This is a genomic window from Nesterenkonia sandarakina (genome assembly GCF_003003175.1).
Taxonomy (GTDB): domain Bacteria; phylum Actinomycetota; class Actinomycetes; order Actinomycetales; family Micrococcaceae; genus Nesterenkonia; species Nesterenkonia sandarakina_A.
On sequence record NZ_PVTY01000023.1, the window covers coordinates 1 to 21,997 of the forward strand.

At 59.1% G+C, this 21,997-nt stretch carries 18 protein-coding genes and 2 pseudogenes; 18 read left to right on the plus strand and 2 right to left on the minus strand.

The window, feature by feature from the left end:
- The 14 genes and pseudogenes from BCL67_RS15550 to BCL67_RS15250 form a co-directional block, all read left to right on the plus strand.
- Nucleotides 1-222: pseudogene (locus tag BCL67_RS15550) on the plus strand (hypothetical protein); the annotation flags it as partial.
- Entirely contained in the window at nt 191-1,885 is a 1,695-nt protein-coding gene (locus BCL67_RS16020) for a TniQ family protein (RefSeq protein WP_181256031.1), read from the plus strand. The pseudogene BCL67_RS15550 and the gene BCL67_RS16020, both read left to right, overlap by 32 nt.
- A gap of 123 nt (nt 1,886-2,008) precedes the next feature.
- The gene (locus BCL67_RS13715; RefSeq protein WP_146131178.1) at nt 2,009-2,236 is read left to right on the plus strand and encodes a hypothetical protein; all 228 of its coding nucleotides are present in this window, start codon (nt 2,009-2,011) and stop codon (nt 2,234-2,236) included.
- A 1,507-nt stretch (nt 2,237-3,743) separates the two neighbouring features.
- Entirely contained in the window at nt 3,744-5,714 is a 1,971-nt protein-coding gene (locus BCL67_RS13725) for a type I restriction-modification system subunit M (RefSeq protein ID WP_106123989.1), read from the plus strand.
- The gene (locus BCL67_RS13730; RefSeq protein ID WP_106123990.1) at nt 5,711-6,952 is read left to right on the plus strand and encodes a restriction endonuclease subunit S; all 1,242 of its coding nucleotides are present in this window, start codon (nt 5,711-5,713) and stop codon (nt 6,950-6,952) included. Before BCL67_RS13725 ends, BCL67_RS13730 begins: the two co-directional genes overlap by 4 nt.
- Entirely contained in the window at nt 6,949-7,998 is a 1,050-nt protein-coding gene (locus BCL67_RS15855) for a type I restriction endonuclease (RefSeq protein WP_258175089.1), read from the plus strand. Before BCL67_RS13730 ends, BCL67_RS15855 begins: the two co-directional genes overlap by 4 nt.
- A complete protein-coding gene (locus BCL67_RS13735) occupies nt 7,947-10,079 on the plus strand; it encodes a type I restriction enzyme subunit R domain-containing protein (RefSeq protein ID WP_258175090.1) in 2,133 nt (710 codons plus the stop codon). Before BCL67_RS15855 ends, BCL67_RS13735 begins: the two co-directional genes overlap by 52 nt.
- Before the next feature lie 53 nt (nt 10,080-10,132).
- Nucleotides 10,133-10,816, plus strand: coding sequence for a hypothetical protein (locus BCL67_RS13740; RefSeq protein WP_106123991.1), 684 nt, complete (start codon nt 10,133-10,135; stop codon nt 10,814-10,816).
- Nucleotides 10,817-10,852: 36 nt separating this feature from the next.
- On the plus strand, nt 10,853-11,131 hold the full coding sequence (locus BCL67_RS13745) for a putative quinol monooxygenase (RefSeq protein WP_106123992.1): 279 nt from the start codon (nt 10,853-10,855) through the stop codon (nt 11,129-11,131).
- Nucleotides 11,132-11,282: 151 nt separating this feature from the next.
- Nucleotides 11,283-12,383, plus strand: a complete 1,101-nt coding sequence (locus tag BCL67_RS13750) for an endonuclease NucS domain-containing protein (RefSeq protein ID WP_106124000.1) — start codon at nt 11,283-11,285, stop codon at nt 12,381-12,383.
- A 77-nt stretch (nt 12,384-12,460) separates the two neighbouring features.
- The gene (locus BCL67_RS13755; RefSeq protein ID WP_219886529.1) at nt 12,461-13,264 is read left to right on the plus strand and encodes an HTH domain-containing protein; all 804 of its coding nucleotides are present in this window, start codon (nt 12,461-12,463) and stop codon (nt 13,262-13,264) included.
- Nucleotides 13,265-13,323: 59 nt separating this feature from the next.
- Nucleotides 13,324-14,568, plus strand: a complete 1,245-nt coding sequence (locus BCL67_RS15245) for an HIRAN domain-containing protein (protein ID WP_181256032.1) — start codon at nt 13,324-13,326, stop codon at nt 14,566-14,568.
- Nucleotides 14,569-14,656: 88 nt separating this feature from the next.
- Nucleotides 14,657-15,355 (plus strand): HNH endonuclease, encoded by a 699-nt coding sequence (locus BCL67_RS16025; protein WP_146131180.1) that lies wholly within the window; start codon nt 14,657-14,659, stop codon nt 15,353-15,355.
- Entirely contained in the window at nt 15,348-15,986 is a 639-nt protein-coding gene (locus BCL67_RS15250) for a hypothetical protein (RefSeq protein ID WP_146131181.1), read from the plus strand. The genes BCL67_RS16025 and BCL67_RS15250 overlap by 8 nt, the downstream gene beginning before the upstream one ends.
- Before the next feature lie 460 nt (nt 15,987-16,446).
- Here BCL67_RS15250 and BCL67_RS13775 read toward each other — a convergent pair whose 3' ends face one another.
- Nucleotides 16,447-18,114 (minus strand): hypothetical protein, encoded by a 1,668-nt coding sequence (locus tag BCL67_RS13775; protein ID WP_146131182.1) that lies wholly within the window; start codon nt 18,112-18,114, stop codon nt 16,447-16,449.
- A gap of 464 nt (nt 18,115-18,578) precedes the next feature.
- Between BCL67_RS13775 and BCL67_RS15255 the strand changes: the two genes are divergently transcribed.
- From BCL67_RS15255 to BCL67_RS13790, 3 genes are all read left to right on the plus strand, one after another.
- Nucleotides 18,579-19,223 carry an SHOCT domain-containing protein gene (locus tag BCL67_RS15255; protein WP_146131183.1) on the plus strand — a complete coding sequence of 215 codons (645 nt, stop codon included), beginning with the start codon at nt 18,579-18,581 and terminating at the stop codon, nt 19,221-19,223.
- A 125-nt stretch (nt 19,224-19,348) separates the two neighbouring features.
- Entirely contained in the window at nt 19,349-20,608 is a 1,260-nt protein-coding gene (locus BCL67_RS13785; RefSeq protein ID WP_106123997.1) for an exonuclease domain-containing protein, read from the plus strand.
- 392 nt (nt 20,609-21,000) lie between these two features.
- On the plus strand, nt 21,001-21,423 hold the full coding sequence (locus tag BCL67_RS13790; RefSeq protein WP_106123998.1) for a DUF1801 domain-containing protein: 423 nt from the start codon (nt 21,001-21,003) through the stop codon (nt 21,421-21,423).
- A gap of 26 nt (nt 21,424-21,449) precedes the next feature.
- On the opposite strand, the gene BCL67_RS13795 is transcribed toward BCL67_RS13790, so the two are convergent.
- Nucleotides 21,450-21,752 (minus strand): hypothetical protein, encoded by a 303-nt coding sequence (locus BCL67_RS13795; protein ID WP_106123999.1) that lies wholly within the window; start codon nt 21,750-21,752, stop codon nt 21,450-21,452.
- A 57-nt stretch (nt 21,753-21,809) separates the two neighbouring features.
- Between BCL67_RS13795 and BCL67_RS13800 the strand changes: the two are divergent.
- Nucleotides 21,810-21,997 (plus strand): annotated as a pseudogene (locus BCL67_RS13800) (IS21 family transposase); the annotation flags it as partial.

Below are 21,997 nucleotides of genomic sequence, written 5' to 3' on the forward strand. Positions count from 1 at the left end.
CGCACACCATCACCGGCCTCGACGCCCGCTATCGCCGGACCCGAGTGCTGGCCCCGGAACGCACGACCAGTGGACCCCAGCGAAGCCAATATTCAACTGACGATGTTGCTCGATCACGCGAGCTATCTGGCCATCAGCTCAGGCGTCGAAAATATCGATGCCGAGGTTCTCGCCCGCGCAAAAGCGGACAATGCAGCCGAAACCAGCCGCCGCACAGCCTAGGCGCGCCCGAGCCGGGCGTCTAACACTGCGGGAGGTACCGGGTGGAGACGATCTAGAAGCTTGGCCAATCGCAGTCCCAATTCATGATGACGAAACTCTGCCGAGCTGGGCCGGCCGCCTGGCCCATAGATACGGAATGTCCCCAGCAGCGCTCTTTCGAGCACTGCACGTCAAACTCACCTACTACCGCCTCGGCATGGTCGAGCGGGCGCTAGTTTCCACCGAAAATGAAGTCGGAATCAGAACTAACTTCAGTGATGAAGCGCGGATGGCCCACTGCCTGGAGTACCGCGAGCCGCCCCACATGGCGTGGGAGTGCCATCCGATCATTCCCTCCCTAAAAGGCAGCCGGTTCTGTCCCCAATGCTTGGCCACAGAGCCTTACTGGCGCAGCGCCTGGCGTGACCCATTTAACGTGGCGTGCCCGATTCATCACGTTCTACTGGCGGGAGTTTGTCACGCCTGCGGCCAGGAACCGTTCGCAACCTCCGCCTGGGCGATGAACGAAAGACCCGTGACGGAATGTCCGGAAAACCGACCCGACCCCCGAAGAAGAGCTCGAACCAAACTCACGAAGTGCGGAGCGGACCTCCGGGAGAGCCGGTGCGCCGAGGCCGACCCGGCGACTGTGGCTGCCTGCATTCTTCTATCGAAAGGCGTATCAGAACCTCACGGAGCGAGAAGTGCCGCGGGCCTTCCGGCATCTAACCAGGAGGCCGCAACCGCTCTGACCGTCATCGTTCGTGATCTAGCGAGTCAGCACTCCACCAAACCCACGAGAGACAACGTCAGATCAGCGCTCGGTATCGCATACCAAATACTCGAAGAACCCACGCTCTGCCAAGCTGTCTCGCGGGCCCAGAAGTATCAAATTCTGCGTGGCCACTTGGGTCGCCCCGACATGATCACACCCGCCCCTAAGGGGACACCCATTCAGGCCGCGCATCCCATTATTCAAGCGCTCTATCTCGAGAGCATTCGTGATCAGCTTCCTCTGACTATGCATCTGACGTACCAGCTGGAGTCGACGTGGCCTCGGGCACCGCAAGGCGTGAGGGTCCCCCAACCCGAGGTGCCAGTTCACTTTCCTCGGTGGAGTACTCCCGCGTTGGCTTTCCACCGAGTGCCGCAACTTTGGTGGGCAGATAGCAACGAGTTCGCTGATCGGGCTCTAACCGATGGCGACCGATTCGCGATGAGTCTGGCGATCTGCAACGTCGGTCGTTCAATGACCCTGGCTTCTATCGCAGAGGGTCTTGGCGCTACTAAGGCCTCAGCACGATTTGCGACGAGAACATGGCGGAGATTGGCGGAGACCTCGGGGTGGCGGCCCCTGCAGAGGAAGTTTGTAGAGATGGCAGAGGCTCTCCACGATGCGCCACCACCGATTAACTACCAACGGCGACGAGATGTCCTCCCCTCTCCTGAAGCACTCAGAATGCTTCTCCCCGACCTCGGGGTGACCGAAGGGTTGGGAGACGAAGGGCTGCTGTGGATGTGGTCTTTCTCCACTCAAAGTAGTTGCAACCTTATTCCACCCCAGCAGCGAGAGAACTGGGGTCGCCGCCTCACACCTCGAACCCTAGCGCCCGACCAGCTCAACCGGTTGAGCGACGCATTGGAGACGTACTTCAACGAGCCGATCTATTGGGCACCTCCTTGAAGAGGTGACAAGGGACCCCTGACGCCTCCCGCGTTTGACCCCAAGGTTTCCGCCGCCATGCATGAGTCTAGAGCTCACGAAGACCATGCAACCGATCTCGCCGAGGCCTTGAGCGAGGAGAGGATGAACTATCTTGCACTGTGCCCAGGAACTACCTTGCAGGAACATTGGTTGGCAGTCCACGATGCCATCGACATCAGGAACCTGCACGGCGGCGGGGACCACGATAAAGAGCTTCTCTACTCGCTCGGCAGCCCATGGCTCACAATTCAAGAGGACCAACTGCGCGGCGGCACCGGAGGTCTCGAAGTATTTGGCTTCTACCCAGAGCTCTATAAACACCTTTTCTGAGGAGACTGCTCGCGCGCCTCAACGTCGAGAGGCCTAAGTCGTGGGGAGCTATCGAACATCGGCGCTCGACTCTGAACCGGACTGTCGGGAATCGTCGTCTAGCGCTTCACCTCCATCAGGAATAGGCTCGGGACGAAGCGAAGTGAACGCGCAAACGGGGTACTTTCTAGACTCCGGCCGTCTAGGTTGGGAGCTAATGGACATGGCCGCAGCATCTTCCGGCGGATCCACAGGGCTTATGAGTGGAGCAAGAGTTGTTCAGGGGCACGCCGAACAACTGCTGCCACGGTGTAGCCCAACGGGTACCTCGTCAGCTCACACTGGTATCGACCAACGGTTGCCCCTTCTGGAGGGATCGAGGCTCTAATGCCCAAGAGTAAGAAGCGTCCCAAGGCGGTAGCGAAGCAGCGCCGAGAAAGTAGTCAGCGTCCCAAAGCCGTCGCGCAGTGGCCCCAGGAAACAAGCCAGCGGCAGGAACCCGATCCACCGCCGCTGACCTTCTCGTTGCCAGTGCTCCGCTCACCCGAATTGAAGCGAGCACTAGGACCGCGCAAGGATTGGTTCCTCGATACGACCATTGCAGCATTCATGGACTCATGGGTCTACCGGCCAAGCATCCCTGAGGGGTGGGACGACTCCTACGAGGGAGGCGGGACAGGCATTACGCCTACTGAGGACGGTGACTTCGATGTGATATCACCGTCCTTCGAGGGCACGGTCAATGAGCTTGATCGTATTTACTCGTCCGTTCATGATTTGCTTCAGGATATTGAAGCCATCGAGCAGTGGAGATACCCCGTGACCGGCCCTCCGCCTGGGGCATCACATGGCCAATCGCGTCAAGGCTCTACGTAAGGACCGTTCGCTCCTTCGGCATGCGCGAACGGCAAGGAGGAAACGACAGAGCTCCACGATTCGGAGCTTCGCCACCATTCAAGGTAGTCGGTCGTGGGCGTGGAGATCACCGCGGTTGAGTCGGGCAGCTGTACTAGTGCCAGAGTCGCGCCCAAGACTTGTCCGAGAGAAGCTCCAGGGCACGCGTTCTGATCGCGCTCATGGATAGCTAGATGTCGAAGGCCCCTGTACCCCAACGAGACACGGAGCCCCAAATGATCCGCAAGCGAACCACGAACACACCTGACGAAGACGCTCTGGAGCAATGGGCCGCCTCGGACGAACGGGCAATCCGAAAGGACGCCACTATCGTGAGGCCGACCGAGGTTGGTCGCGCCCAGATGCGAGAGCTCTTGATCGCTGCAGCCAGCACTGAACAGCTGGAGGAAATCAAGCGGGTAGCCGAACCTCCCACCCGCTCGTAACCTATGCGCACGCCATCTCATCCACGCAGACCGGGGCACCTCTCTGAGCGCTCCGGTCGTAGTGGCCCGATCACGTCATTGCGAAGGCGAACATCGTCGACGTAGTCGATCACCGTGGCTCTGTCTGCACCTTCGACTACGGTGAGTGGAAGGCAAGCATTCCGAGCAAGTAGTAGGGAACGATCTCCGTGTTTAATCACGCGCAATTCATCTGGTCAGTCGCAGACACCCTCCGCGGAGCCCACAAGCAGCACCAGTACGGTGACGTGATTCTTCCCTTCACCGTGCTCGCTCGACTCGACGCAGTTCTCGCTCCGACGAAAGATGCGGTCCTCGCCGCGGTGAAGGACCTCGAGCCCGACCAGGAACCCTCCCGCGGGATGCTCCGGTCCAGGGCGGGCCACCACTACAGCTTCTACAACCGGTCCCAACACACCCTGAAGACGCTGCGGGGCGACGCTGACAACATCGAAGAGAACCTCCGCGGCTACATCAACGGATTCTCCGAGAATGTCCGGGACATTTTCGAGCAGTACAAATTCGAAGACACCATCATCGACCTGGCCCGCCACGACCTGTTGCTCCAGGTGCTCCAGCACTTCGCCAAAACCGACCTGCACCCGGACCGGGTCAGCAATGACCAGATGGGGCACATCTTCGAAGAGCTGATCCGCAAGTTCGCGGAAGCCTCCAACGAGACCGCCGGTGAGCACTTCACCCCGCGTGAGGTCATCGACCTCATGGTCACCCTGCTGTTGAACACCGAAGAAGACCTCAAGGCCCCCGGCATTGTGCGCGACGTCTACGACCCCACAGCCGGCACCGGCGGCATGCTCTCGGTCGCAGACGACAAGATCAAAGCCATCAACCCTGACGCGTCCGTGAACCTGCTGGGCCAGGAGCTCAACCCAGCCTCATACGCCATCTGCAAAGCAGACATGGTCGTCAAGGGCCAGAGCATCGACAACATCGTGCTCGGTGACACCCTGACCAACCCAGCGTTTCGGGACCGGACTTTCCACTACGGGCTCTCGAACCCGCCCTTTGGCGTGGACTGGAAGACCAGACGCACGCAGGTCGAGACAGAGCACAAAGTCCAGGGGTACGACGGCCGGTTCGGACCCGGGCTGCCCCGCATCTCCGACGGCTCGCTACTATTCCTGATGCACCTGGTGAGCAAGCTCCGCGAACCCAAAGCCGACGCTTCCACGACTGGTGGCCGTGGCGCGATCGTCCTCAATGGCTCCCCCCTATTCACCGGCGGGGCCGGGTCTGGCGAGTCGAACATCCGCAAATGGGTCCTGGACAACGACTACCTCGAAGCCATCGTCGGGCTGCCCACCGACATGTTCTACAACACCGGTATCTCCACCTACATCTGGGTGCTCAACAAAGAGAAACCCGCACACCGCAAACGTAAGGTGCAGCTGATCGACGCCACCGAGATGTTCACCAAGATGCGGAAGTCGGTCGGGTCCAAACGCAAGATGCTCGGCCCCGATGACATCACGACCATCGCAAAGCTCTACGCAGACTTCACGGAAACAAAGCACTCCAAAATCTTCGCCAACGAAGACTTCTACTACCGCACCATCACAGTCGAGCGCCCGCTGCGGCTGAACTACGCCTACTCGGGTGAGCGCATCGAACGCGCACTGGCAGCCAAGCCGATCATCAAGCTCCCCGAAGCAACCCACGCCTCTCTCCGCAAGGAGCTCGAACGAGCTAGCGCTGAGACGGCCGACCAGGTGAGCACTCAGCGCGCGACCTTCCAGAAGGACCTCAAACAACGTCTCGATCAAGCCGGGCTTGCGCTGAAGCCGTCCGAGCTCAAAGCGTTGCTCGGTGAGCTCGGAGAGCACGACGACCACGGTGAACTCGTGACGAAGCGCGACGGCACCCCCGAACCCAACTCAGACTTGAGAGACACCGAGAACGTCCCATGGAGCCAAGATATCCACGACTATGTCGAACGCGAAGTGAAGCCATTCGTACCCGATGCGTGGATCGACGAAACCAAGACGAAAGAAGGCACCGAGATCCCCTTCACTCGACACTTCTATGAGTACGAACCGCCGCGACCTCTCGAGGAGATCGATCAAGAGCTCGAAGCGGTACTTGGTCGCATCCGCAAACGCCTCGAGCACGTCAGGTCATGAACCACGCGCCGCTGAAGAGGCTCGCAAGAATTTCCTCCGGGACCGGTTTCCCGATCGCCTATCAGGGCGAAGAATCCGAAGATGTTTCGTTCTTTAAAGTTGGTTCATTAAAGTCAGTAGACCTCTGGGGCATGATGCTGAAGTCTCGCGACACCATCAGCTTCCAGACCGCGGTTGGGCTTGGGGCTGAAATAATCCCTGAGAACAGCAGTCTCATGGCGAAGATTGGCGCCGCTACGGTGCTCGGGAGAGTTGCGCAAAATCCCAAAGAGTGTTGCATCGACAATAATCTAATGGCCCTGATACCAAAGGATGGCACGCACCCTCGGTTTCTCTACTATCTATTGCACACCATCGATCTGGCCCCGTTGATGAACCCCGGCGCAGTGCCGAACTTAAATCTGCATGCCTTCCGTCACCGCGTCGTCCCTTACCCCGAACCCAGTTCGCAGTTTGCGATTGCGGACTACCTCGACCATGAGATCGCTGAAATCGACGCCTTTATCTCCGATACCAAGGGCTTCGCCGCTCTTGCTTTGGAACGCTCATCCGCACAACATGCCATCTGGCTCACTCAAGGGACAAAGCAGAACCCAACCTTGACCCAAGATCACGAAGTTGATTGGCTGCAGGGCGCTCGAATACCTGAACACTGGGAGACTGTAAAACTTGGGTTGGTAGCTCGCCTCAGAAGTGGAGACAGCATCACGGCTGCCGACATAGACCCTTCTGGAGAGTACCCGGTCTACGGAGGAGGTGGCCTTCGAGGGTATACCTCTAGCTGGACGCACAACGATGACCAAGTGATGTTCGGGCGCCAGGGAGCGTTGTGTGGCCAAGTCTTTGTCGGGCATGGTCCGCTTTTTGCAACAGAACACGCTGTAGTTGTGGAGCCTTCGGGTTCGCTGGACCTCAAATGGTTGGAGTACCTGCTGCACTTCATGAACTTGGGTCAGTACTCAACCTCTGCTGCCCAGCCAGGACTATCGGTCGACGACGTATCTAAACTTAGAATCTTCCGACCCCCTCTCGACGAGCAAGAGTCGGTCGGCCGCTATATCGCGAGAGACCAAGCGTCCATGGATGTCGTCCATCAGGAGTTCAAGACCGCGACCACTCTCGCGCTTGAACGTCGCGCAGCTCTGATCTCCGCGGCAGTAACCGGACAAATTGATGTGACCGAGCGACGCAAACCTGTAGCCGAGGAACTGGAAGATGAGGTCAGACAGAACGTATGAGTTCTACGCATCAAGAGAAGGGCTTCCAGCAACTGATCGCTAACCATCTCGAGTCACTGGGTTGGTTACGGTCAGACAACTCGACTGGATACGACGTCGAGCGGGCACTGTTCCCAGAGGACCTCCTCGGTTGGCTAGAAGACTCCGATCCCGAGAACTTCGCCAAGATCGTCCCGTCCTCCGCCGATGAGACCTCTCGGGAGCGAGGTCGCCGCCGGATCCTCGACCGCCTAGCCAAGCAGTTGAGCACTGATGAGTCCCAGGGTGGCGGCACACTGAAGACTCTGCGTGGGAAGCTTCGGCTCCCCGGAGCGCGTGATTTCTCGTTGATGCAGTTCCCGCCGGCCGATGACCGCAACCCAGCCCTCGTTGATAAGTACCGGTTAAATCGGCTGCGCGTGGTCAGGGAGGTCCGATACTCGACCAGGAGCGGGGCGAGCCTGGACTTTGTGCTCTTCCTCAACGGACTGCCCGTGGCGACGATCGAGTTGAAGACTGAGATGACCCAAGCTCTGGAGGCGGCGAAGCAGCAGTACAAGAAGGACCGGCACCCCAAGGGTGAGCCGCTGCTGACCGTGGGGCGCGGGGCCCTGGTGCACTTCGCCGTTTCAGAGACTGAAGTGGCGATGACCACCCGCCTCGAGGGCAATGCGACCACGTTCCTGCCGTTCAACCGCGGACACAATAACGGTGAGGGCAACCCTTCCATCCCGGGCAAGGCGCCGACCGCGTACTTCTGGGAAGAGATCCTCGCCCCAGATACGTGGCTGAACATCTTGACGAAGTTCATCTACATCAACCACGAACGACGCACAGACCCGACCACCGGTGAAGTCACCGAGAAGTCCCAGGTGCGGTTCCCTCGGTACCACCAGTGGCGCGCGGTCACGAACCTGACCCAAGCGGCTCGAGAAGAAGGCCCAGGGCATAAGTACCTGATCAGCACTCGGCGGGCTCCGGCAAGACTGACTCCATCGCATGGACAGCCCACCGATTGGCCTCACTGCACACCGAAGCTGGCGAGAAGGTCTTCGACAACGTCTTAGTGATCTCTGACCGACAGGTGCTGGACAAGCAGCTCCAGGACGCGGTGAACCAGCTCACCACGACGACAGGCACCTTCAAGGCGATCACCAGCGGATCAGAAGGCTCCAAGACCGACCAGGTCTTGGAAGCCCTCGCGGCGGATACTCCGATCATTGGTCTGACACTGCAGACGTTCCCCTATGCGTTGAAGCGGGTCCAGGACGAAGGCGGCCGAATAGCGGGACGCCGGTTCGCCGTGATCGCGGATGAGGCCCACTCCTCCCAGACCGGTGACGCCGCCAGCTCTCTGAAAGAGCTTCTCTACACCCACTCCGACGATGCAGACGCTGAAGATCCCGATGACGCGGGTGTGGATCAGGATGTGCTGAACCGTATGGCCGCCCAGGTCGACGCAGAGGGACGAATCAGTTTCTTCGCCTTCACCGCCACACCCAAGGGCAAGACCATGGAGATGTTCGGCCGCCGAGATCACGCCGGCATCTTCCAGGCTTTCGACTTGTACCCGATGAAGCAGGCCATCGAAGAGGGATTCATCCTCGACGTGCTCCAGAACTACACCAGTTACGAGGTCGCCGCCCGCATCGCCCAACGTGCTGGAGGTGAACGACCTCCTCGAGGGCACGAGGGTGAAGAGATCGATCTACGTCGAGGCGCGAAAGCCCTGATCGCCCACGTGGAACTGCACCCGACCAACGTGGCCTCGAAGGTCCACGAGATCATCGAGCACTACCAACGCGTCGTCCGACCCGAACTCGGCGGAAAAGCCAAAGCCATGGTCGTCACCGGATCCCGCGCAGCAGCGGTCCAGTACCACCGGGCCTTCGAACGCGAAGTCGAACGCCGACAGCTGGACCTCCAGTCGCTCGTGGCATTCTCCGGGGATGTCCCGGACCCTGACGTGAAAGTGCTCAACGAGTCCGACCGGCCCACCGTGACGGAGGCTTCTGCCAATCCTGCGCTGCGTGGTCGTGACCTTGCCAAGGTGTTCGACCAGGACGGGCAGCACGTGCTGATCGTCGCGAACAAGTACCAGACCGGGTTCGACCAGCCGCTCTTGGTGGCCATGTATGTCGACAAGAAGCTTTCCGGCATCTCCGCGGTCCAGACGCTGTCTCGGTTGAATCGCCGGGCGTCGGGGAAGAACAACACCTACGTGTTGGACTTCGTGAACGAACCAGACCAGATCTTGGCCGCGTTCCAGGAGTACTACGAAGACGCCCACGTCGAGACGGAATCCGATCCCGAGCTGATCGGTGATCTGCGGACCAAGATGGAGAACGAGAACATCTTCACCCAGTCCGAGGTCGACATGTTCTGGCGGGAATGGCGCTCCAAGACCGAGCGCCACAACGCGGTCTATTCCTCCTTGGAGTATGCCAAGGATCGATTCGCCCACCGGTGGGAACAGGCCATCCGCGAACAAGACACCTCCACCATCGAGCGCCTGGTCGAGTTCCGCGCGACGCTGACCCAGTACCCCAAGGCGTATTCGTTCTTCTCCCAGATCCTGGACTACGGGGACCCGACCTACGAGAAGCTCTCCCCCTTCAGCGGACTCCTGGCCCGGTTGCTCAAGGACTTCACCGAGGACGAGACCAACCCGGCGGCAGTTGATATCTCTGATGTGGTGCTCACCCACTACAAGCTCGAGAAGCTCCGTGAGGAAACTCTGGACCTCACCAGTGGTGAACCCCAGGGATTGCAGGGGCTCACCGAGGCAGGGATGAACCGTGCCTCCGAGAAGGAACGCGCCGCGATGGACGCGGTCATCGAGAAGGTCAACCAATACCTTGGAGACCTCGCAGCCACGGATGAGTACAAGGTCGGGGCACTCCGGTTGCTGGCGAATCAGATCGCTGGCGATTCCACGTTGCAGCAGCAGTACCGCAACAACTCCACCCAGGACTTCCTCTACTCCCCCACCCTCGTGGACGTCTCTGAGGATGCTCTCTGGAGTCATGAGACTCAGACGGACGAGATCATCAAGCGCCTCCGGGACCTGCCTGACGCTGAACGGGTGCGTCTGCTGGTCGATGTCGGGTTGCTCGATGCCCTCGCGGACGCCACCCAGGCGGGATGACGCAGGTCCACCGCGTGCAGTTCAACAACCAGAACAATCAAGGAGCAGACCATATGACCGTCACCCAGGCCGAGATCCAAACCCTCGTCAAATACTGCGAGGACAACCTCGGAGACAAAACCCTCTGGCAGACCCCCGAAGGCTATCCAGACAGCCTGGCGCTGTGCATCATCGACTCTCTCTACTCCACTGGGTCGCACTACACCTCAGTGGTCAACGTCATCACCAAGTACAAGACCACCGAAGGAACCTCACACGGCGCTCAGGACCTGCTTGGCTCCATTGAGAAGGCAGGTGGCCCACGTGGTTGGGCCGAGAACGTCGTCGGTAATCTCAAGCCCGCCCACACGAAAGCTCACGCGCCGCTGAAGGCCGAGATCATTGAGCGAGCAGCCCATCTCATGGTGGAACTCGGAATCGATACCGTCGAGGAGCTCCGCACAGTAGTGGAAGAGTCACCGCAGGAGAATCCGGTCCATACCGGTTGGAAGAAGCTCCCGAGTCAGAGCTCTGGTGTCACCTACAACTACCTGTTGATTCTCGCTGGGATGCCGTCGGTGAAGCCCGATCGTATGATCCTGCGATTCTTGGCTGACGCCTTGGGCAAGGACACTGACCTCTACTTCGACAGGGCCGTAGAGCTGATCCAGGCTACGGCAGACGAGCTTCAGGTCAGCTCCCGCACCCTGGACCACATCGTCTGGCGCGCTGCGTCCGGGAGAGAACTCGTCGACTAGAGCTCTTCGGGCGGCCCGCCTGGGACAATCCGGAGTATGCACAACATCAAGCTGACCGGGCGCCTGATCTGTCGGAGCGAGGAGGAGATTACGACCGTGACCGATCTCCTCCCTCTGCATGTAGAACTGACGCGCGCTGAACCGGGTTGCATCTCCTTCGACGTGCAACCCAGCGGTGACCCCGGCGTATGGGACGTCTCAGAGCGTTTCAGAGACACGGCCTCCTTCGAAGCGCACCAGGCACGGGCGAGGGCCAGCAGATGGGGTCAACAGACGGGGGGTATCCAGAGAGACTATTTAGTCTCAGGCACCTAACGGCTCCCTCCTGCCCCCTTGGACACCGCAGGTTTCCCGCGGGGCACCCCGGGTGGCGTCCTTTGGCCTATCGCGACGGACCCTCGACGACTACGGTGAATGGCACGAAAGGAAGTCCTGCTCCCCACGTGCGTTCGAGATGGAGGCCTTCATGCCGATCGAAATGGGCGTGTGGCGCCTCGATGGCGCGACCCCACGGCGACTGCCCGCCGGCCGCCTGCCCACAGAAGCCGAACTCGAAACGTTCCTGGAACAGGACTCCTCGTTGCTGGGGCAACAGCTACTAATCATCGGGCGACAAGTCCGGACCCCACACGGCAAATGGATTGATCTCCTCGCCATGGACTACGAGGGCAACCTCCACGTCCTAGAGCTCAAGCGCGACCGCACTCCCCGTGAAGTCGTCGCCCAAATCCTCGACTACGGCTCCTGGATCTCCACACTGGACCGAGACTCCGTCATCGAGATCGCCAACACCCACTTCACCGCGACACGGGCCGATCTAGAGTTCGAACAAGCATTCACGGAGCTATTCGAGGCCCCCGCACCGGATGAGCTGAACGAGGAAACCACGATGACTATCGTGGCCACAAGCCTCGACGACAGTTCAGAGCGCATCGTCACCTACCTGCGCGAGTTCGGCCTCCCCATCAATGCCGTCTTCTTCTCCTATTTGGAAGACGATGAACGGCGCTACTTGGCACGATCCTGGATGGCATCCGAAGCATCGTCTGCCGCGCCGATATCTACCCGCCGGGCGAGTAAGCGGGCCGAATGGAACGGCCGGGATTGGTTCGTCACCTTCGGCGACGGGGACCACCGGGACTGGGAGGACGCCCGACGGTATGGATTCGTATCCGCTGGCGGCGGCGAATGGTACTCAAGGACGCTGCGCAGCCTACCGGTGGGCGCCAGGATCTTTGTGCACATCCCTAAGCACGGTTACGTCGGAGTCGGTGTGACGATGGGGGAAGCTATTGCTTTCTCAGGAGCTGAAGTCGAGTCCGATGGGCAGCTGGTTCCTCTCTGCCAGCAACCTCTAGCGGCGGATTACGAGCACAGTGATCAGAAGCCGTCCTTGGACGCGGATCTTGCTGAATACGTGGTGCCAGTTCGATGGGAGACCACGGTTCCCAAGTCGGAGGCGTATTGGGTGAAGGGCATGTTCGCGAATCAGAACAGTGCTGGGAAACTGCGACAGGAATTCACACTAGAGAGACTCCTGAACCATTTCGGAATCGAAGACGAATAAGCTCTGAGGCTAAGACAGTCGAAACTCACAGTGGCATGCTGTGCCGCGAGGTCAGTGCGATGAGGCGAGGTATGAAGATGGCTCAAATGAAGTGGCAGGATGCGATCAAGAAGGTGCTGGATGCGGCAGAGGAGCCCGTCCACTACACCGACATCGCTCAAGCCATCATCGATGAGGGGCTTCGCACCAATGTGGGGGCGACTCCCGCTGCGACAGTTGCCGCACAACTCTCTCGACCACCTCTGGTGAATGAGGTCATGCGCATTGAAAGAGGCACCTACGCCCTCTCAACCCGCCATGTCGCACCCCTCGAGTCTGAGAGTCCACTGGCCGTAGTGGAAGACATCGCTCCACCGGCCCCCAGTGAATCAACCGACGTTGAAGACATGGGCCTCATCAATGCGTTTGGTATGTACTGGCGCCGAGACGGCATTGACTGGTCCCGCAGCCGCAACGCGCAACTATTTGGCTCGCAACAGTCTGGCAGTGCAGGCGTGGACTTCGCGCCTCAGGCCGGCATCTATCTGCTCCATGACCGGTCGCGGACGATCTACGTGGGTCGAGTGACCAAGGAACGCATGGGCGCTCGTCTGTGGGAGCACACCAGGGATCGGCTGAGCGGCAGATGGGACCGGTTCTCCTGGTTCGGTGTCCGCCCAGTTCAGGAGGACGGATCACTCGGGACTGCACCGTCGGGCATCGATATCGATATGTTGATCGCCACTCTGGAGGCGCTGATGATTGAGGGCTTGGAACCGCCGCAGAACCGGAGACAGGGCGACCGCTTTAACGCCCTTGAGTTCATCCAGATTATCGATCCTGATCTGGAGCGTCGTCGCTTGCTCTCCCAGGTCACGACTGCGTTGTCTTCTAACCCGTAAAACGTCAGGCCAATATGGGGCCTGTACACCGCGTGTTGAAACTGAGAAGGAGCAGCAAGATGGATGTCGTGCAAAGGCCGGGACGTGACGACGAGGACGTCTGGGCAGCACGACGAAACCGGGACGGTTTCGTCTCACCCGAGACGTTGTCTGCAGAACGCTACGTGCGCCGCAAACAGAGACACCATATTCTCGTGGACAAATCGAAACGCTACCTGTGGGACAACCACTGGATCGCACTCCGCCCCGAACACGCTGGCAACCAGAAGTTCCTCTCCGGAACCACCACCGAAGTGGAGCTAGTCCCGGAGCCCACTAACGAAGTCGACCCCACCGCGGTCGCCGTCTACGTCAAAGGCCACCGCTTTGGTTACCTTCAAGCAAGCAAGGCTCGGGACCTGCATGATCTGATTGCAGCCCACAATCATCATGGGCGAGCAGTCCTAGCAGCTGGCGACACCACTTACGTCGAGCTACCCCGAGACATCACGCAGGAACACCTAGACCAATCCGGACTTCAGCGCGATGTTCGTCGGTTTCTAGAGAAGGCCCTAGCCCGTATGGTCGCAGACATAGGACAGCGGAGCGATTTCGCTATCTCGGACGAAGAAATAGCGCAGCTACGTGCGCGACGTCACGACATCCGATACATCTCATGGCCCAAACACCACAACTATCCCAGCATTCAGTACCGAGACGGGCGTCAAGTTCCTTACCTTCCACCGTCCATCGACGACGAGCTCTACGGGCTATGGAGGGACGCAAGGCGTGTCCGACGCCAGAGAGATATTGAAGAGCGGCATAGACGACGTGTCGAACATCAAGAAGAGAAAGAACGCATCCGTGCCGCGAAAGCTGAAGACCGCCTCCAGCGAGACAAGCTCATCGTGGACCTATACACCGAAGGCAAATCTCAGATGTCAGTGGCGCGCGAACTGGGCATTGGTCAAACCACCGTCGCGAGAGTGCTCGGGGAATCGGGAACACCTCTCCGGACGATTTCTCACTTCGACGAGGTCATGGAACGGGTGAATCGGTGTCTGGAAATAGTCCGACTATCGGGCGAAGGACTCACCACGAAGGAGATCTCGCGACGCACCGGCGTAGCCCCCTATACCGTGAGCGAGCATCTTCGCGACGGCCGGTTTTTCAAGGACCCGACTCGCTCTCCCGAGCGGCTGGCAGCGACACTTGCGGCCGCAGCGGAAGGCACTGACAGCAGCCGTCGAGCCCAACAACGCCGCCGCGATCGTCGTGTCTTGATGCGTCTCCATCCAGACCTCTTCCGGGACAGCCTGCGTTGAGATGATTCCGGACACCGAAACGTGCAGCAGACCCCATTCCTGTACACCGACTATTCCGTGACTATCAAAGTCGTGAGAAGCTCACTTTATGCCTTGTGCCCGCGGTCCAACCAACCCATCTGCGTCTACCCGGTCGCGGCTGTGGGGCGATTCAAGCGGATACTGCGGAAGACCCGATTGCCTCGCCAAACTCATCGTTCAAGATCCGGTTGGGGAGGACGCTCACTTTGCGGAAGCTGCCCATATTGTGGCAGCCAGTGGAAGTGGACCAAGAGCGAATCTGGACATGTCGGACGAGGCACGCCGCGACTGGGCGAACCTTCTGTTGCTATGCGCCAATTGCCATGCGCTTGTCGACAAGTCCCCGGAGGCCTACCCAATAGACATGCTTCTCGAGTGGAAGCGCTCGAGGATCGAGAAGACGGAGCGCGCACTTGGCGTATCGGCCGTGGCATCCCGGGAGGAGGCCTGGTCCGCAATCCATGCCCTCCGTGTCCAAAACCGCATGATTCACGCCGATCTCGGCCCAGACAATGACTACGCCATGAACCCCGAAGCGGAACAAGCAGCTCATTGGAGACGAGCGATGCTTGAGACTCTGATCCCGAATCATCGCAGCATGCTCCGCATCATTGATGTCAACCGTGGACTACTAACGGAATCTGAGGTCTCAATAGTCGAGCAGTATCGCTCCCACGTAAGTGATTTGGAAGCGAGACATCTACACGGTCGGCGAGGCCTCACGAGCCGACGGTATCCGAGTGGAATGGACAGGGTCTTTGAATAACACCGCGCGCTGGATTTCGGAACGTCTAAAGGAATACGATTTCATCCGCGAGGCCCGGCCTCAAGAAAACACGGTAAGGGTGGTCCGCGATTCTCACCCAGAAGCTTTGATAGGGGTCCTCTCAACGCGCGATGTGGAGCGCGCAGATGCCCGGTCCCTTCTCGAAGCAAACGAAGGTGTCGGTTTCGTGCTTAACCTCCCAAAAGAGGGGCGGTTCATGGGCGACGCCATCGTGCTACTGCGGGAAAAACGTATCGGCTGGGGCGGGCTCGGCGACGCCATCCGTGCACTCCGAGACTGTGAAGTTCTTGGCGACTATGAGGAGCGCGAACTCACTTTCGTCATACGAGGGTTGCGCCAGCATCGGGCGATCACTGATTTCACTCTTCTCGACGACCATAGAATCTTAGTTATCCGCCGCGGTCTTCCCGACCTTGTCATTTACATCGGATCCGAGTATCAACCCACCGCGCACTCGGTCCGATCCGCGATCGACCGGTTTGGCCAGTTCGATATATTCGCCGCAACTAACCCCAACAGCGATCCGACTGTAGAGGCAACCGAGGTAGCGGAGCTGGGCGAGATACGAGTGCTGAAATGGCGTGAAACTCTCGCTGCGTTGCACAAGTGATCGCCCAGATCCCTCAGTTTATCGAGTCGATTGTCGAGGAGTGCAGCGCACTGGATTTTTTCGTTTTCGGTTCCATGTTGACGCGCGCTGATCCAGCCGATCTAGACCTCCTTGTCGTCTACGAGGATGAAAGTGACCTAAATGAGTTTCTGGACCGGGATGACGTGCAGGTTGGCCAGCTACCGCTCGACGTGACTGCTATGACCCCCACTGAACTCGAGGGTTCGACTTTCTTGGTACGGTCCGGCGCTATCAAGGCCCGAGAGTTTGTAGGCACACAGTTGCGAGTATCAGACTCAGCACGGAGCTGATTCGTGAACGCACTGATACACACCGCATGGGCAACCAGGGCGAGTTCTAGGCATGGTTCAGTCGCCTCTCGGAACCTACTCGATTCGTAGGCTGAGGTGATTGCCCCGCCACCAACTTCTGCACCCTCATAACATTCCCATCGTTTACATCAACTCTTCTGACGCCGACGAGTCGTGATTCCGCGCTCAGGCGACCACCCATCTCCCAACAGAGAGGACGTGTCGAAATGAGACAAGCCCCAGGGCGATGGCCTCGCTAGGTCGCTATCCCCGTTGACCGTGCGTATATCTGGCGCCCAAGCCACAAAGGGCTCCGCGACTGGTATGACCATCTCCATCAGGTCTTGAGGTTGTTGATTTGCTTCGGCTTCTCGCACGGACCCTGGTTCCATCAGAGGATGGCGGATCAACAGAGCTGGAGAGGGAAACTGCAGATCTGCGAAATTCTGACTACTGGCTGGGACACCTAAGACGTCAGGAACCACACCTCTCGCGACGGTAGTGGTCAGTGGGCTGCGGACGAACGGCACCACGTGACCTTCCCAAAGCAGTCTCATTCGGCGTAGGTTCGCCCGTTCGAGATAAGTCGCAGAAGCAGCAACTAGTGGAAGCTGGACCCCAGCGGCAGCCTCGATAGCAACAAGGTCCGACAGCACCTCCACCGAAATATCCATAGTTCGAGCCTCGTCCTGAGTTGCGGCCGAGGCGGGGACTGTGAAGAACTCTCGATCGTCCACGATGAAACGAATAACTGCACTCCGGCTAGCATCTCGTTCAAATCTGGCGACTTCCAGCGCCATTTCATTCGTCGAAACGGTTTCAAATGTCATAGTGCAGCGCGGTTGCAAGAGTCGATCCGCTTCGACGTCGAAAGTAAGTTCGTAGGTAATGGCCCCCGCCACTAGCGCACGCCATGCATGCGTCGTTCCGTTCCGATTTCTGGTAACGCCACCTTCGTGCTCGGCGATCAGGTTTCCGTCTGCTGCTTCGAGTCGCACCTGCACCCGGTTTTTCTGATTTAGCCGAAGCAACTCAGTAACCGTGAGTTGCTTGAAGCCTGCAGGCAATGCTCCAGACGCAATGTCGAACGCGGGCATCTCGTCCCCGCCGGCAGGTGCAATAAAGGCGAGACCGGTACTCGTGAGCTCGTCAAGACCCACCACGACGGGCGCCTCGAGGGCTTCGCTGCCCAGGTCCAGTAGACCAAGATCAGAAATCGCCAGGATGAGCTCGAATGTGTCTGCGCAGAGCAGTGCGACGTCAGAGAAGTAGGGAACCGCAGCGGAATACCGTTCCTTCATGGGGAGGCGGGTTCCTGGCTTCTTCTCGCCTTTCACATCCACGTGTACTAGATCACCGTATAGCCAAGCCAGAGCCAGTTGGCTGTCAGACACCTGGGAGACGGGTTCGGTCCCGTCGACCTTGACACTGCCGACGGAATATCGATGATCCACAAGATTGGTGGATGTAAACCGAGCCCAACGTTCTCGTAATCGGGCGGTCTCTAGGAGGCACTCACTAATGTCCAGAGCTTTTGTGTCTGCCTTCGCCAAGGTGCCTTCAATAGCCGTGAGGACCTTCTCATGATAAATGGACTCGCTGCCTAGCAGTACAGGTCTGAGTCGAGCCGCTAGGGATTCGAAGATCTCTTCATCAGGGAGTCGGCGGCGTAGCTCAATTGTCCCATCGAGGGCGAGACTTCCCGCGAGGGTGAAATCTGCCAGCCCTCGTAGTACGTCGGGTTCAGTCGCCAACGAGTGTGCCGCTATACGGCGGGCTCTGAGAACAAAGCGTCGCAACGTCTGGTCATTTTCCATGTCCCTAGCATCGTTGATCGACTTGCAGACGGATAGCACTCTCGGGATCGCAGAGCTGTTATCGCCGAACCTGTGACGATCCGGACTCCGACGCCTGGCCCTAGTCGCCTGAAACCAGCCGGACGCAGCGTTCATTCTCATCTGCCGAACCTGAGGATTACGACAAGTTAGTGAGACAGACCGCGTCTCAGCGAAATGTCACTCCCCATGTCAGCGGCTGACGCCTGTGACAAGATCCGCGGGATCCTACAGCGGCGGCGGGCGGGAGCGTCAGCTCCCGTCATCCGTGTCACCGTCGCAGTTTCGTGTCACACGCGTGACAACCTCCCACTCTTACGCTCCTGCACCCAGTCGCCACAGGATGAGCTCTTGTCACACTTGGTCTGCGAAGGGCTCTACGACTCTCCTTCAACAACACCCAAGTCGACAATTTCGAATCTGTACTACGTAGGCATAATGGTGACATGGGTAACAACGCCACCGGAGATTCCGGCAAGAAGCAGGGGTTCTGGGCCAAAACCGTCGCGGACGCCAAGAAGGCGACTGAAGATGCTGAGACGCGGGCGCTACAGGCGCGCGAGCCGGCGGGGAACCTTGTGACAAAGCAATCGTTCGGCGGATCGACGATCGAGATCTACGACGGTGGTTATGTCCGCGTCGCCGCGTTCATCTCTAAAACGACTCCGTACGAGAAGTTGATGTCGATCAAGCACTCGTTCCAGGTTCAGGACAAGAGCGCTGGTGGTCGCGCGCTCGCAGGCATGGCGACAGTTGGGCTCAACTATCTCGCATCTAATGAGAAGCGAACGGTGTTCCTCACGCTCGTGACCGACAAGCGGGTGCACTCCCTGAAGGCCACGGGAGGAATGGCGCGCAGTGCAGACAAGACCGCGCTTGGTCTGGAGGTTGCCGGGCGGGGCGTATTGGGCGGACTCGCCGCGCCCACAGCGGCAACCCCCGTCGCCGCCCCCAAAGTGGCCGCGATGCCCGCCAAGAAACAGGATGACGTGATTGAACAGATCAAGAGACTCGGAGAGTTACATGCCGCAGGTGTTCTGTCCGACGAAGAATTCACCTTGAAGAAGACAGACCTCCTTGACCGGATCTAGAGCGCCAAGACAAACAGACAGATCTGCACCAGTAATTCCGGCAGAATCATCAACTCCGTCAGAGTCGAGACCACACGTCTGACGTACTGCGTTCCTACAGTGGACCTAGAGTCGGAAGGACCAAAATGACCGTCAACCCGCCCGCAAAACAGTCAGGACTCTCGTTCACCGCAGTGGATGTTGAGACTGCCAATCCTCAGCGCGCTTCTATCTGCGCGATCGGCCTAGCCAAGGTCCGTGACGGTCAGGTGGTTGACACGTGGTCGTCCTTGGTTAGGCCGCACGAGGAGTTCGCAGAGTTTCACTCCCGCAACATCGACGTTCACCAAATCCGTCCTGAAGATGTGGCAGAAGCACCAGCGTGGGACACGATCCAGCAAGAACTCAGCGCGTTCATTCAAGAGGATGTGATCGTCGCCCACAGCAATTTCGACAGGTCCGCCATCGAGCGCGCATGCACGATATACGATCTTGAACCCCCGACAAATGTCTGGCATGACTCCGAGATTCTGGCGAGAAACCTGCTGACACTCTCGTCCTACAAGCTTCCAGTCGTCTCTAGTTTCTTGGGTCTCTCAGAGTTCATCCATCACCGTGCAATGGACGACGCTGTGCAGTGTGCGCGGATCGTGACCGAACTTGCCAATAGAGCGGACGTCAACAGTCTCGACGACCTGTTCCAGTGGAGTCATCATGAGGCGAGGAAAGCGGGTTCGGGTGCGAGACCCCTTGGCGACTTCACTGGCTTGTCGACATCCAACCCTCTTGAGGGTGAAAAAGTTGTGTTTACGGGCGCTCTACAGATTTTGAAGCGCGCTGAAGCGCAGAGCTTGGTTGAATCGCTAGGTGGGAAAGCGCAAGCTAGCGTGGGCAAGACAACGACACTCGTGGTCAGCGGGGACTTTGATCCAAGGACGTTGAGGCCCGGGGCCAACCTCACAGGGAAACTTCAAAGAGCGCAAGAGCTTGTAGCATCTGGACAGCCGCTCGAGATCCTCGACGAACAAGACTTTCTGGAACGAATACAAGTTGCCCGTGAAGCTCTTGAAGCGGCTACACGGGAACAAAGGGTTCCTAACGCATCTCAGTGGCTTCCTTCATATGTGCTGGATCAAGCGAAGCTCGCCAATACCCAAGACTTGGACTACAACGCTTGGCTGCGTGCTGGTCTCAGGCACCCTGGTGGGCGAGCCAAGCCGAGTGACCCCTGCATCCGTTGTGGGACTCCAATACCTGATGGTCTCTTCTGGCTCATGCTGGAGCGTCACACATGCTCTGATCGTTGCGCTTCGGCGCTGAAGCGCGCAGCAAAACGCGCCTGGATCAAAGAAGGAATCCATGGCCCTGACGCGCCGACCCGTTACGGAAAGACGTTCCGATACTGACACCAGGTCGAGATTTGGCGAACTCGTCTAGTGCCTCGCCAACTCGCGGTTCGACACCCAAGTCAGAAATAGTCATCACTCTCGCATCCGAGGCCCGACAAGAACGCCAGGGCGGTGGAAGAGTCCGCACCAACCGACCGGCGTGCATATCCTCGCACTGAGTCTGAGGATTACGACAAGTTAGTGAGACAGACTGCGTCTCGACGAAATGTCACTCCCCATGTCAGCGCCTAGGCCGTGTGACAGGATCCGCGGGATCCTACAGCCAGTCACAGACTTCCTTCAAGGTCCCGCTGTTTGGCATGAGGACCGACAGGTTTTCAGCTGACGTCGTTCATGCAACTGCTGCCTGATTTACTCTTGGGCTAACCAGCACGACCCTGAGGAGAGTCATGGCAACGAAGACACCAGCGATGTCACCATCGGACACTCCCGTCGTGGAGGTGCTCGACCGCGTCACCGGACCACGGCGAACAGAGGCTGACGAACTGGTCGCGATTCTCGGCGACATCAGCGGGGAGAAGCCGGTCGTATGGGCGGACCGCATCATCGGTTTCGGTGAATACGAGTACCGCTACGACAGCGGGCACAGCGGCCGCGCGCCCCTGCTCGCCTTCGCAACCAGCTCCACGAAACACACGGTCTACCTCACCCACGACTTTTCGCAGCGCTGGCCTGAACTTGTCGCCCAGCTCGGCAAGCACCGCGCGAGCAAAGCCTGCCTCTATCTCACTCGGTTGACCGGTATCGATCGCGGAGCCCTTCGGAAGCTGCTGGAGAACTCACTCGCCGAAACCTCTTCTCCGGAGCGCTGAAGCGGGCTCAGGCGCATCTGGGACGATCACGGCGTGACGCCCAGTGCTTGCCTCTCCTCGACCAGCTGAAGGGCGATCACCTTGTCTTGCTCGCGCTCCGCGGCAACGGAGATCGTGATGCGATCCGGATCACCTGCGGAGCGACCTTTGGCGACGAGGGAATCGACCTCGATAGGGTTCCACACCTTGACGACTGGAGGACCGACAGCCATGACTTGTGCATCTGAATATTGGCTTCGCTGGGGTCCACTGGTCGTGCGTTCCGGGGCCAGCACTCGGGTCCGGCGATAGCGGGCGTCGAGGCCGGTGATGGTGTGCGTGGGGGCCACCGAGCTTAAGCTCCTTCCGCCGTGTGTATTGGGCACACGGCGGAAGGAGAATCGTCAATGGTACGCAAGATCAGAGCGAAGCTGGTGCTGCAGTTACGTGCCGAGGGACTCTCCGGGCGGGTGATCGCGGCATCGCAGGGCATGTCTCGCAAGAGCGTCACCGCGGTGCTGGAGGCCGCCGACGCGGCCGGTGTGGGCTGGGACGATGTCGCCGATCATCCCGACGCGGAAGTGTATGAACTGCT

Excerpts from the sequence above, each read along its gene's own strand:
- BCL67_RS13775 (WP_146131182.1), bottom strand. The coding sequence starts at position 18,114 with ATGGAAAATGACCAGACGTTGCGACGCTTTGTTCTCAGAGCCCGCCGT.
- BCL67_RS13715 (WP_146131178.1), top strand. The coding sequence starts at position 2,009 with ATGAACTATCTTGCACTGTGCCCAGGAACTACCTTGCAGGAACATTGG.
- BCL67_RS13785 (WP_106123997.1), top strand. The coding sequence starts at position 19,349 with ATGACCGTCAACCCGCCCGCAAAACAGTCAGGACTCTCGTTCACCGCA.
- BCL67_RS16020 (WP_181256031.1), top strand. The coding sequence starts at position 191 with ATGCAGCCGAAACCAGCCGCCGCACAGCCTAGGCGCGCCCGAGCCGGG.
- BCL67_RS13730 (WP_106123990.1), top strand. The coding sequence starts at position 5,711 with ATGAACCACGCGCCGCTGAAGAGGCTCGCAAGAATTTCCTCCGGGACC.
- BCL67_RS13750 (WP_106124000.1), top strand. The coding sequence starts at position 11,283 with ATGCCGATCGAAATGGGCGTGTGGCGCCTCGATGGCGCGACCCCACGG.
- BCL67_RS16025 (WP_146131180.1), top strand. The coding sequence starts at position 14,657 with ATGCCTTGTGCCCGCGGTCCAACCAACCCATCTGCGTCTACCCGGTCG.
- BCL67_RS15855 (WP_258175089.1), top strand. The coding sequence starts at position 6,949 with ATGAGTTCTACGCATCAAGAGAAGGGCTTCCAGCAACTGATCGCTAAC.
- BCL67_RS15245 (WP_181256032.1), top strand. The coding sequence starts at position 13,324 with ATGGATGTCGTGCAAAGGCCGGGACGTGACGACGAGGACGTCTGGGCA.
- BCL67_RS15255 (WP_146131183.1), top strand. The coding sequence starts at position 18,579 with ATGGGTAACAACGCCACCGGAGATTCCGGCAAGAAGCAGGGGTTCTGG.
- BCL67_RS13745 (WP_106123992.1), top strand. The coding sequence starts at position 10,853 with ATGCACAACATCAAGCTGACCGGGCGCCTGATCTGTCGGAGCGAGGAG.
- BCL67_RS13740 (WP_106123991.1), top strand. The coding sequence starts at position 10,133 with ATGACCGTCACCCAGGCCGAGATCCAAACCCTCGTCAAATACTGCGAG.
- BCL67_RS13790 (WP_106123998.1), top strand. The coding sequence starts at position 21,001 with ATGGCAACGAAGACACCAGCGATGTCACCATCGGACACTCCCGTCGTG.
- BCL67_RS13755 (WP_219886529.1), top strand. The coding sequence starts at position 12,461 with ATGGCTCAAATGAAGTGGCAGGATGCGATCAAGAAGGTGCTGGATGCG.